This window comes from Atribacterota bacterium, from assembly GCA_028703475.1.
Taxonomy (GTDB): domain Bacteria; phylum Atribacterota; class Phoenicimicrobiia; order Phoenicimicrobiales; family Stramentimicrobiaceae; genus JAQVMU01.
This window is the reverse complement of sequence record JAQVMU010000010.1, coordinates 15793-28565: the sequence shown is the minus strand read 5'-3', so window position 1 is coordinate 28565 and position 12773 is coordinate 15793. Positions and strand designations below refer to the sequence as shown.

Annotated in this window: 12 protein-coding genes; 1 reads left to right on the top strand and 11 read right to left on the bottom strand. The window is 35.9% G+C overall.

The annotated features are described in order from the left end of the window. The 11 genes from PHQ99_02380 to PHQ99_02330 all read right to left on the bottom strand — a co-directional run. Positions 1-253: hypothetical protein (locus PHQ99_02380; protein ID MDD4288425.1), on the bottom strand; the 253-nt coding region annotated here is incomplete at its 3' end. Between the two features lie 18 nt (positions 254-271). Further along, positions 272-829 (bottom strand): peptide-methionine (S)-S-oxide reductase MsrA, encoded by a 558-nt coding sequence (msrA, locus tag PHQ99_02375; protein MDD4288424.1) that lies wholly within the window; start codon positions 827-829, stop codon positions 272-274. Between the two features lie 156 nt (positions 830-985). Beyond that, positions 986-1846 (bottom strand): HAD family hydrolase, encoded by an 861-nt coding sequence (locus PHQ99_02370; GenBank protein ID MDD4288423.1) that lies wholly within the window; start codon positions 1844-1846, stop codon positions 986-988. A 21-nt stretch (positions 1847-1867) separates the two neighbouring features. Continuing rightward, entirely contained in the window at positions 1868-2125 is a 258-nt protein-coding gene (locus PHQ99_02365; GenBank protein ID MDD4288422.1) for a MoaD/ThiS family protein, read from the bottom strand. Between the two features lie 114 nt (positions 2126-2239). Next, positions 2240-3223 (bottom strand): hypothetical protein, encoded by a 984-nt coding sequence (locus tag PHQ99_02360; protein ID MDD4288421.1) that lies wholly within the window; start codon positions 3221-3223, stop codon positions 2240-2242. Positions 3224-3293: 70 nt separating this feature from the next. After that, positions 3294-4367 carry a M20/M25/M40 family metallo-hydrolase gene (locus PHQ99_02355; protein ID MDD4288420.1) on the bottom strand — a complete coding sequence of 358 codons (1074 nt, stop codon included), beginning with the start codon at positions 4365-4367 and terminating at the stop codon, positions 3294-3296. Between the two features lie 236 nt (positions 4368-4603). Continuing rightward, the gene (gene ugpC / locus PHQ99_02350; GenBank protein MDD4288419.1) at positions 4604-5707 is read right to left on the bottom strand and encodes a sn-glycerol-3-phosphate ABC transporter ATP-binding protein UgpC; all 1104 of its coding nucleotides are present in this window, start codon (positions 5705-5707) and stop codon (positions 4604-4606) included. Between the two features lie 76 nt (positions 5708-5783). Continuing rightward, entirely contained in the window at positions 5784-6788 is a 1005-nt protein-coding gene (locus tag PHQ99_02345) for an ROK family protein (protein MDD4288418.1), read from the bottom strand. Positions 6789-6830: 42 nt separating this feature from the next. Continuing rightward, positions 6831-7691: a carbohydrate ABC transporter permease gene (locus tag PHQ99_02340; protein MDD4288417.1), complete on the bottom strand. Its 861-nt coding sequence runs from the start codon at positions 7689-7691 to the stop codon at positions 6831-6833. After that, positions 7688-8557, bottom strand: coding sequence for a sugar ABC transporter permease (locus PHQ99_02335; GenBank protein MDD4288416.1), 870 nt, complete (start codon positions 8555-8557; stop codon positions 7688-7690). Before PHQ99_02335 ends, PHQ99_02340 begins: the two co-directional genes overlap by 4 nt. 113 nt (positions 8558-8670) lie before the next feature. Next, the gene (locus PHQ99_02330) at positions 8671-9945 is read right to left on the bottom strand and encodes an ABC transporter substrate-binding protein (protein MDD4288415.1); all 1275 of its coding nucleotides are present in this window, start codon (positions 9943-9945) and stop codon (positions 8671-8673) included. Positions 9946-10505: 560 nt separating this feature from the next. Here PHQ99_02330 and PHQ99_02325 point away from each other — a divergent pair. Continuing rightward, on the top strand, positions 10506-12692 hold the full coding sequence (locus PHQ99_02325; GenBank protein ID MDD4288414.1) for a bifunctional alpha,alpha-trehalose-phosphate synthase (UDP-forming)/trehalose-phosphatase: 2187 nt from the start codon (positions 10506-10508) through the stop codon (positions 12690-12692). Positions 12693-12773 lie beyond the last annotated feature (81 nt).

Genomic DNA, 12773 nt, shown 5'->3' with positions numbered 1-12773 from the left:
CCTGAATATTACTATAACCGTCGCGCATGTTTACCAGGTCTGTATTCTCTTCAAAGGTAATGTTCCACTTGACAATATCTGACTCAAATGGCTCAGTCGCTGCCCCAAGAACCTGTACATAATCGCGGGTAGAACGAGACTGATAAAAAAAGAATCCGAAAACCAGTGCCGCAATAATTATCGATAATCCAAGAAATAAAAAAGGAGCCCTTAAATCACTGTTACTATTAAATGTTTCCTTTTTTGTATTCATATATTCCCTCTCCTCTCACTATCTTTTTTCACTCTCTCTTTTAAGATAATCTTGAAATGTCTTTTTAAATTTCTCTACTTTGGGAATTACCACCATCTGACAATATTGATTTTCCGGATGATTTTGCAGATAATTCCTGTGATATTCTTCAGCCGGATAAAACTTTTTTAATGGAACAATTTCAGTTACAACAGGTTCTGACCAAATACCCGCTTCCTGTAAATCTTTTTTTAGCTTCTCGGCAGTTTGGCGCTGCTCCTGGCTATAATAAAAGATTGCGGAACGATATTGAGAGCCCATATCATATCCCTGTCTGTTTAAAGTGGTCGGATTGTGAATTTGCCAGAATATCTTTAATATCTCCGCATAAGTAATAACAGCAGGGTTAAATATAACCTGAACAACCTCAGCATGACCGGTAGTATCAGAACAAACCTGTTCATAAGTGGGATTTTCTGTATTTCCTCCGGTATAGCCGGGAATTACTTCTTCCACACCTTTTACCTTTTTATAAACAGCCTCCAGGCACCAGAAGCACCCTCCTGCCAGTATTGCTTTTTCAGTATTTTTCTCCATATTATCCTGTTCCTTTTTTAATATTACAATTAAATATTGTAAGATATTTTTTATCAGTAACAAAGCATTTTATTTTTTCATCATACCACAAACTTGCTTAGTCTAAAATGGTAATATTTTAATAAAAAAGTTCAGACAGAGACTTTTTACGTTATTCTATTTTCCGGTATTCAAAGCAAGATATTTAGAAACAAAATAAGCAATGCCATCATTCTCATTATCTTTAGTTATATAATCGGCAGCATCCTTAACCTCCTGTGGTGCATTACCCATTGCTACTCCCAATCCTGCCATCTTCAGCATCTCTACATCATTGTAATTATCCCCTATTGCAATTGTCTGAGATAAAGGTATTTTATTCATGGCAGCAAGTTCCTTAAGAGCAATTCCTTTGGATATGCCAGGGGCAACTACTTCCAGTAGATTGGGGTGGGCACAGGCAATAGTTATAGAGTCCTGAAGCCTTTCTGTGATGATTTTCTGTAACCGTTCCATTTCTTCCTTTTTTCCCAGATAGATAAAAGATAAAGGGCTATCCTGATTTTTAAGGTAATGATTTACATCAGGTACAATAAGAGATTTAAGCTCAGAATAACGTAAATAAACATCATTCCACTTTGTCTTATTCTCCATTACCAGCCAGTCTTTATGAAATAATTGAAATGATATCTTTTCTTTTCTTGCTATATCAACCAGGACAGGGATTATCAAGGGAGACAGCTGATGTTTTTTGATGATTTTACCATCCTGTGACTGAATAAGTGCGCCATGCAGCAATATCATAGGACTGGAAAAATCCAGTAACCTGGCAAAATAAGAGGCATCCGGATAAAAGCGACCAGTGGCAAAGGTTAATATGATACCATGATCTTTAATTTTTTGCAGTGCGTCATGAGTTGTTTTCCTTAGCTTGCTGTCATTGTCAAGTAACGTGCCGTCAATATCAATAGCCATCAGTTTATACTTTTTTTTAAATATATCAATTTTTTTTATTTCTTTATTTTCGCCAAATACCATTTTTCTCCTTCTTAAGACTACTTAACCTCCACCCATAGGCGGGTATACTTTGATTATATCGTTATCCTGTAAATTTTGTTCCAGCTTCTTAAAGGGAACTACCTTGTTATTTACAAGTACCATACTGATTGCATCTAATGCCCTGGGATGATTAATTGTGTCCTCTAAAAACTGTTTGATTGATAAGGTATGGGAAACCTCTTTCACAATACCGTTATCATCATCATAACCTTTTACATATCTTTTTAAATTCGAATAGATAATGAGTTTTATTTTCATTTTAAAACCTTTAAGTTTAAACAAAATAGAACTTTTTTAAACAGATCCAAGAGAATATTATCATTGAAAAAGTATGTTGTCAAAATGATTATTTAAAATATGGGTTTTGTGCTACTAAAACAGATTTATTACATAGAAAACTGCGGGTAAGACTAACAAAACAGCAAATGTGGTAAAAAGCCAGCATGAGTTTACCATATCTATGTTTAAATTATAGATATTTGCAACAATAACAGAGTTAAAGGCTACAGGCATTGCCGAAAGTATTAAGGAAACTTTTAAAGGCAAACCATTGTTAATAGATTGATAACCAAGCAATAAAGAAATTATCAGAATAGCCGCCGGCACTATTAAAAACCTGACTAAAGACATTAAAAGACATTCTTTAATATAGCGGGATACTTTACTGAATTTAAAGTTGAGCCCAACTGAAAATAGCAGGATATATGTAGTTAAAGGGATAAGTATTTCATTGATTGTGCCATAAATCCGGGGACGCTGTATTGTGCTTAAGTTAAGAAGAATACCGATGAAGACAGAGCCAATCCCGATGTAAAAAAAAGGGTCCTTGAGAATTTCTGTTATCTTTTCAAAGGTTTCTTTCCGGGCAATAGTGCTATCTCCATACATATGAGCCTTCGGAAAACCATAACCAAAATAAAGTATTCGGGTAAAAAAGGTATAAATAGGAACAAGGGCATATCCCTCCTCGCCTAAATAGAAAAAACAAATCATCCCACCCAGTGTAACCATATTTGAAAAGAAACCACAACCGAACATTGAACCAACATCTATATGATTATATTTATAATACCTGGCAATTAAGGTTGCAGAATACCCGCCGATAATAGTAGATGCAGCACCTACAAACGGAAGGCTGAGAGTTTTTATAATACTTTCTATGTTAAAGACCCATAAACTGCCAATATAAGTGATTGATACCAGCCATAGCATGCTTAATTTCTGTAAGAATACACAGATATTCTTTTTTGTCTCCGGTTTTAATAAATGTTTTTTTTCTATTATCTTCTGACAGAAATAACCGCTGAATGTACCAATTACTATTACTATTAAAGTTCTTAGTAGCGAAAATACCATTAGAGAATATTCCTTTTAAAGAAAGACTGGCGAAATAAAAAATTTTTGATGGAAATTATGACATAGAATTTCATGCATATTCTTTTAAAATAGCAGTATATATTTCAACGGCTTTTTCCATATCTTTTACTGCAATATGTTCATCTTTGCTATGTGGTAATCTACACCCTGTTCCCAGGACTGCTGTCTTAAGACCTTTTTGATTTAAATTGCTGGCGTCTGTTCCTCCACAGATAATTTTTGCTTTTGGCTTTAAACCTGTTGACTGAATAGCTTTTTTTGCTGCCTTAACTATATCAGCATTTTCGGGAATTTTTGATGCCTTCAGATCAATGCTGGTCTTGACATCAACCTTTGCTCCCCTTGCCTTTGCCACAGTTTTAAATGTGTCTACTATTTTTTTACTCTGGCTTACGCATTTTTTATGTTTTTGGCTGCGACATTCAATTTGAATGGTGGTATTTTCCGGAACAGCATTTAAGACCTGTCCTCCTTCAATTAACCCTACATTAACTGTGGTTACAGGGTCTATCCATCCTGTCTGTAATAATGAAATCCCGTGGGCAGCTACTTCAATTGCTGAAATACCATTCTCGGGCTCTACAGCATGGGCAGCTTTTCCTATAATCTTAATAATTATTTCTGCACGGGAAGGTCCGCCGATAATAATCTCATCTAATTCTTCAGAATCAAGAACATAGCCTTCTTCCGCTTCTATTAAATCCCTGTCCAGATATAATGAACCGGCTAGTCCTATTTCTTCCTGTCGGGTAATCACTATTTCTACCGGAGGGTATTTTGGTGCATTTTTCAATGCTACTAAAATTTCTGCTATCCCCGCCTTATCATCTGCACCCAATATTGTATCACTTTGTGAGGTTATTATTCCGTCTTTTAGTACAGGCACTATTCCCTGCCCGGGGTTAACTGTATCACCATGACAGCAAAATAAGACAGGTTTCTTCTTATTGCTGTTTTTTGCATCTATCTTGATTATCAGATTGCCATGGTTGTCAAATTTTGAACTGGCATTAAGTTCTTTTTCAAATAAATGACTTAAGAAAGTTAAAAATTCTTTCTCATTTCCTGATTCGCTGTCAATTTTAACCATCTGGAAAAAATATTCTACAATATCATGCTTCATCTTGTACTCCCTTTTTTACTGTTTATAATTCTACGATTATTAAAATACTACATCTTACACAATGCTTATTATAAAGCTAATTAAACTAATATGATATTATATGTTAAACGATTACTGCAAGTAATTATAAAACTTATATTATTTACATAAAAGTAATAATCAGTATATTGTCTATTTTACACAATAACTACATTTTATCAAATGCAATTCATTACTATTATCTGATTTAATTTTCTTTAAACCAAAGTATCCTGTGTTTTTACATCAAAAATATGGGTTTCTTTCATATCAATTGCAATCTCCAGTTCATCTCCAACCTGAGCTTTTGTGCGGCTGTCTAATTTAGCAACAAAATTATGTTTACCGGCAACTAAATAGAAAAGTACCTCATCACCCAATGGTTCAATAACCTCAGCTGTAGCTTTTATAATATTACTACCTTCTTTGGCTTCCGGGAAAAATTCCTTGTCATGAAAATGCTCAGGACGCACTCCAAAGGTTATTTGTTTATCTACATAAGAAGAGAGAGGCTTTTGAAAATCTGCAGGCAGCTTTGCCTTAATGCTTTCGGCATCAACCAGATAGTCAGAGTTTTCCTTTAACAGTTTTGCCGGGATAAAATTCATAGCAGGAGAACCTATGAAACCGGCGACAAATTGATTGGAAGGATTCTGGTAGACATCCAGTGGTTTCCCCGCTTGCTGGAGTTTACCGTTATCCATAATAAAAATACGGGTAGCCATAGTCATAGCCTCAATCTGGTCATGAGTTACATAAATAATCGTTGCCCCTAAGCGGTGATAGAGCTTTGATATTTCTGTACGCATTGCAACACGTAACTTGGCATCTAAATTGGAAAGTGGCTCATCAAAGAGAAATACTTTTGGTTTGCGGACGATAGCCCTGCCTACCGCCACACGCTGCCGTTGACCGCCTGAGAGCTCCTTTGGGCGACGCTTTAATAGCTTTTCAATACCTAAAACCTCTGCAGCTTCATTAACCCGCTGATCAATCTCTTCTTTGGAAAATTTGCGCAGCTTCAAGCCAAAGGCCATATTATTGTAGACATCCATATGGGGATAGAGGGCATAATTCTGAAATACCATGGCAATATCTCTGTCTTTAGGGGGTATATCATTTACTAACTTATCTCCTATATATATCTCTCCGGATGTCACGTCTTCCAATCCTGCAATAGCACGCAGGGTTGTAGATTTGCCGCAACCGGAAGGACCAACTAAAACAGCAAATTCCTTGTCAGCAATATCAATATTAACATTGTCGACTGCTACGACATCTTTAAACTTTTTGGTAAGATTCTTTAAGACAACTCTGGCCATTCGAGACCTCCTTTGTATAATATTTTGGATAAATATCGTTAATATTATTTATAATTTCATATTTTTATATAGTCTTTTAATTGTTTTTTTGCCATAGTAGGGCTGCTGCCCCCAGTACACCGGCTTTTTCCTTTAACTTACCTAAATCTATTTTTAAGTCATTCAACATGGCTTTCATTGCTCTTTTAAAAACAAAATTTCTGATAGGTGTAAGAATATTTTCTCCTTCATTTGCAATACCGCCAACTAAAACTACCATTTCCGGATTAAGCAAATTTACCAATATAGTAATACCGACTCCTAAATATTCAATTGCCTCATTTACAATGTCTTTAACAAGAGGATCATTCTCCCGGGCACGCTGAAAAATATCAACAAGCCTGATATTTGTTATATCTATCCCGGTATCAGCAAGTAATTCGGGAGAATTTTCTTTGATATATTTGATTTTATCGGCTACTCTATTCTTAATGCCTGTTGCAGAAGAATATGCCTCCAGGCAACCAATACCACCACAATGACAATCAGGCCCATCCTTGTTAACAATAATATGTCCAATTTCTCCTGCTCCGCACTTGTGTCCCCGGTAAATTTTTCCATCAAGTATTAATCCACCACCAATTCCTGTTCCCAATGTCAGGCATACCATATCTCTAATACCTTTTGCTGCACCAAAGGTTTTTTCTCCCCAGGCAGCAGCATTTGCATCATTTTCCAGAACAACCGGGACATTAAATTCCTCCTTGATTATTCTGCAGATAGGCACTTCTTCCCATCCCGGTAGATTTGGAGCAAAATGAACAATACCTGTTCTTACATCCAATTGTCCGGGTATGCCTACTCCAATTCCTGATATGTCATCCAGATTAGCTTCCGCCTCATTTAATAGCTGGTGGATGCTTTCTATTATATTATTAATGACAAACTCTTTACCTTTATGGGCATCTGTGGGATTTTTTAAATAATGTATTATTTTGCCATTACAATTAACCATAGCAATCCCGATTTTTGTCCCACCTAAATCAACACCAATTGCCAGTTTGTTTTCTGTATAAATTTCCTGAGTTATCTCTGAATCCATTTTAATAATTTACTCTCCCGAAATTTTTTTACAATAAATATACTACCCCTTAATAGAACCGGCCATAATACCTCTGACAAAATAGCGTTGTAAACTTAAGAATATTATCAGCGGTAAAATCATGGAAACAAAGGCAGCTGCTGTTAATAATTCCCAGTTTTGCCCGTAAGATCCAACCAGTGCACTTATCCTTACTGTCAATGGTGCAACATCAGGCGTACCACCCAGATATACTAATGCCACCAGAAGATCATTCCACACCCAAATAAACTGAAAAATTGTTATTGAAGCAATTGCCGGAACAGAAAGTGGTATAACAATACTTTTGAATATCTGAAATGGTGTAGCCCCGTCGATAGTTGAAGATTCAAACATTTCACTGGGAAGACCTGAAATATAATTATACATCAGGTAAATAACCAGGGGCATTCCATATCCTGCATGGGCAAACCATATTCCAACAAAAGAACCTGATAATCCCAGCTGGTTAAAAATCCGGAGAATCGGAATTAAAGTCATCTGTAATGGAACAACCAGGAGGCCTACAAATAATATAAAGAAAAAACGCCTACCCCAGAATTCCATCCAGGCAAAGGCATAAGCGGCAAAAGAAGCAATAATGATGGGCAATGTACAAGCAGGGATAGTAATAATAAGTGTGTTTACAAAAGCCCGTCCTATACCGATATTGGATATAACATCTCTATAATTTGCAAGTGTATATTGGGTAAAATTAAATGGATGGGCAAGGACAGTCCACCACCCTGATGATGCAACATCCCCGGATGGCCTGAAAGAAGTAATCAGGAGCCCTACTGTAGGAAAAATCCAGATTATTGCCACAATAATTACAAAAATATGCATGGGGGCATTTAATAAAAAATTGTTTTGTTTTAATTTCATCGAATTGCCTCCTGTTCTCTAAACCTCTGGACATTGATTATAATCATCGGGATAATAAACAAAAGCAGTAAAATGGCAATTGAACTGGCTCTTCCGTAATTACGGAAGATAAACATCTCCTTGTACATTCGATTTGCAATTACTTCAGTTGAAAATGAACCGTTTGTCATTACATAAACAATGTCAAATACTTTCAGGACGTTAATAAACATAGTTGTTGATACTACTGCAATTGTCGGTTTCATTAAAGGTAAAATTATTTTCCAAAAAATTCGAAGTTCATTAGCACCATCTACCCTGGCTGCCTCCAGCAGCTCTCTTGGAATACCCTTATAACTTGCAGAAAGAATCACCAGGCAAAAACCGGTCCATATCCAGATCCCAACAATGATTAAACATATATTATTTATCCATGGCCTTTCTATTAACCAGGGAATCGGCTGAGCTCCTAAAAAGGATAGAAAAGCATTCAAAATGCCAATCTGCTCACTTCCAACCGGTCTATAGGAATAAACAAATTTCCAGATTACCCCTGCTCCAACAAAAGATATGGCCATAGGCATAAATATTATTGATTTTACAATTGATTCATAACGAACTCTATCAAGTATTACTGCCATTATTAACCCTAAAAATACTGTTACAGGAACAAAAAGGGCTACCCATAATAAATTATTCCGAAAAGCTGTCAGCATTACCTCATTGGTAAAGGTATAGATGTAATTGGCAAATCCCACAAATTCTTCCGACTGCGGACCAAAGAATGAAATAATAAAGGTATTTATGGAAGGATATACCAGAAAAAACATTAATACAAATAGAGCAGGAATTACATATAACCATGGTGTGTACCAGTGTGTTCGCATAATAGTTCAACTCCTTTATGAATTCGTTTCAATAAAAGATGGTAGATAGCTGATAATATAATTAAATCAGCTATCTACCAATTTTGCTATTAATACAAAACTATGTGATTAAATTAATCTCTATAAGCATCCAGCGCACTTGCCTCTATCTGCATTAGTACATTTGTCAAATTCTCTCCACTAACATAATCCAGGATTCCTGTCCAGAAAGAACCGGAGCCGACAGCAGCAGGCATCAGATCAGAACCGTCAAAACGGAAAACGGAAGCTGCACCTAAGAAATCAGCAGCTTTTCGGGTAACATCATCAGGGTAAACACTTGGGTCAACATTCTGGTTAGGTGCTAATTTTCCTAATTCTCCAACCCAGATTTCCTGCGCCTGAGCAGAAGCTATATATTCCATAAATGCCCTGGCTTCCGGGGTATCATTAAACATAGCAAGCATATCAGCTGCACCTAAGGCAGGTGTACCGAATTCTTCTTTTATTGCGGGGAACGGGAAGAAGTCAAAGTCTTCTCCTGGTACTAAATCAGGAAAATGTTCCAGTATAAAACCTTTAATAAAGGTTGCCTGGCGATGCATATAGGCATTTGGTGGATCTGTGAATAAGGCATCTGCGGAATCCCCAAAAGGAATAGTCAAGACTGCATTAGGTCCACCATATACGTACTCATTACTGCGGGCAATTTTCCCGAATAGCTCAAATGCTTCCGTTACAGCTTCATTAGTCCAGGCTATTTCATGGTTAACCCAGGCATCATATGTTTCAGGGGAGGCAACTCTTAACATGATATCTTCAATCCAATCGGTGCCCGGCCATCCGCTGGCTGCCCCGGATTCTAAGCCAATTGCCCATGGTGTATTACCATCTGCAACCATTTGATCAGATAATGCCATCAGTTCATCCCAGGTACCGGGAACTTCATATCCGGCAGCAGCAAATGCTTTCGGACTGTACCAGACCATACTCTTTAAGTCTGCAGATATAAATATTGAGTAAAGCTGTCCATCATAAGAACCCAGGTCTAACCAGGCATTTGAATAATTATCCAACAGTGTTTCCCTGTCCATAAAAGTAGCCAAGGGAACCAATCTACCTTCTTTTGCAAATTCAACCATCTGTCCCGGATTAGGCATAGCAGAAACATCCGGAGGATTACCTGCTTCTACCCTTGTAGTAAGAATTGCCGGTAAATCACGGGTTCCGGTAAACTCTACTTTAATACCGGTCTCTTCCTCAAATGGTGCTACCATCTTTTGGAATGCATCTGCTTCACCACCGGTCCATACACCCATTACAGTCACAGAACCCTGGGCCTGTACCGGTATTACTAACAAAGTCAGCAAAAACAGTGAGAATATTAAAATAACACACTTCTTCAACATAAATAACCTCCTTATTTAAATATATTGATTTGATTAGCAGAAATTAAAATCATGATTTAAAGATTGTTTAGAGATAGTTTAAAATAGTTTTAAAGAAAGATAGACACCTCCCTCCTATTTTAAATAAGTTGAATTGTGTTGCTTATACTTTTGTGGAAAATACTATATTTATTACTTTAATCTTACCTAAAGAAAATTTTCAGAGATAATAAGTCTGAAAACCATATTGTATTTAATATTATAGTCTTTTTTTATAATTAAATGCAAGTATTATTCTTTTAGCAATTTTTTTAGTATTGTTCATTAATAATTTTTTTTAATAGCAATTCAAAAAAGGTAGTATCTATTATTAAAATGTCGTATTTCGTAAAGTCTAATTTCTTATCAGCTATTGTTTCTTTAGGTTTTTGGTAGTTATTATTTTTATTAATAAAAGAAAATATGTTAATATAAATATATAAGTTGAGAGATTGCATGAAATTGCAAATAAGATTATAACTAAGTCAAATTATATTATATTTACCTTTGATTAAATCTTTTCTGTTAAGGAGGTTACAAATATGGCAAGAATTATTATCGTATCAAACCGCCTTCCGATAACAGTTAAAACACAAAAAGACAAGCTTTCATACCAGCAAAGTGTAGGCGGATTAGCTACAGGAATGTCATCCTTTCAAAAGAATTATGAATGTCTCTGGGTTGGATGGCCGGGTGTTGCAAGAGATGAACTCAGAAGTGACGATAAAGAAGATTTGGTTAAAAAAATGGAAGAGATGGGCAATTATCCTGTTTTTTTATCCCGGAACCATATAGAAAACTATTACAACGGGTATTGCAATAAAACTATCTGGCCTTTATTCCATTGTTTTAACCAGTATACTACTTACCAGAACCATTTATGGGACTCTTATAAACAGGTCAACCAGATATTTTGCCAAACTATTCTTGATATTATTAAACCCGGAGATATAATCTGGGTTCATGATTATCATCTTTTGTTGCTTCCAAATATGCTGAGAAAAAGAAGACCTGATTTAACTATTGGCTTCTTTTTACATATCCCCTTTCCTCCTACTGAAATATTCCGGCTACTCCCCTGGAGGAGAGAAATATTAGAAGGCTTAATGGGTGCAGATTTAATTGGATTTCATACCTATGACTATGTACGTAATTTTCTTGACTCCATTTTACGTCTGAGAGGATATGAAAACAGCCTTGGATATGTAAATTACCAAAACAGAATGATTAAAGTTGATTCTTTCCCAATGGGAATTGATTATGACCGTTTTAACAAATCTTCTGAGCAAAGACAAACAAAAACAGAGATTCAAAAAATGAAAAGGAGTATCCACCAAAACAAAATAATTATTTCAGTTGACCGGTTGGATTACTCAAAAGGTATTTTAGAAAGACTGGAAGCTTATTCAACATTTCTGGAAGATAACCCGGAATACTGGGAAAAAGTCACCATGATTTTAGTTGCTGTTCCTTCCCGCACCGGAGTAGCTCAATACCAGGAACTAAAACACCGCGTAGATGAAATGATTGGTCATATTAACGGTAAATATGGGAAGCTGGGCTGGTCTCCTATCTCATATATGTACAGGGCATTACCTTTCCCGGAATTGACAGCATTGTATTATATTGCCGATATTGCCCTGATAACGCCTCTTAAGGATGGTATGAACCTGATTGCCAAAGAATATATCGCCACAAAAAATGATGGAACTGGTGTGCTTATTTTGAGTGAAATGGCCGGAGCGGGTAATGAAATGGGTGAGGCGATTATTGTAAATCCTAATAATCGTACCCAAATCTCATGGGCATTGAAGTATGCCCTGAACATGGATATACAGGAACAGAAAAAAAGAAATTTCAGCATGCAAAAGCGACTAAAGGAATATGATGTAAGGAAATGGGCAGAAGATTTTAAAGAGAACCTGCTTAAAGTCAAAAGTGAGCAAAGAAAACTTTCTGCTAAATATTTATCTCCAAAAAACAGACTTAGAATTATCAAGCACTATAAGAAGAGCAATCATCGCCTATTTCTGATTGATTATGACGGGACACTTGTACCGGATCATTTAAGATTTAAACAGAATAAGCCTTTTTTAGATGTTACCAGTACAATAAATCTACTTAATCAGGATGAAAAGAATAAAGTAGTTATTGTTAGTGGTAGAGAAAAGGAGTTTTTGGAAAAATGGTTTCAAAATTCAAAATCTGATTTTATTGCAGAGCACGGAGCATGGCTAAAAAAGGGTTCAGATGAATGGAAAACTATCGAACCATTAAAAAAAGAATGGAAAAATCAGATTAAGCCAATATTGTATCTTTTTAAAAGCCGTACCCCCGGTTCATTTATCCAGGAAAAAGAATACTCGATTTCCTGGCATTACATAAATACAGACCCGACTTTTGGACGTATCCGGGCTATGGAATTAATGGATTCACTGACCTACCTTACCTCTAATCTTAATTTAGAGGTATATCATGGAGAGAACTTTATAGAAATAAAGCCCACAGGTATCAATAAAGGCTTTGCCGCCTATCAATGGATTACTGAAAATGATTGGGATTTCATTCTGGCTATCGGAGATGACTGGTCTGATGAGATTACCTTCTCTTATTTACCGGAATATGCATATTCAATAAAAGTGGGGCAGGGAATTTCCGGTTCAAAATACAATATACGTTCTTCAACTGAAGTTCGGGCTTTATTGAAAGAGCTGGCAAAAAAATCTTAAATTTTTTTAATAAAAATAGTTAATTTTAACAATATTCAGTGAATATAAAAACAAATAAGAGGTCTTAAAAGACCTCTTATT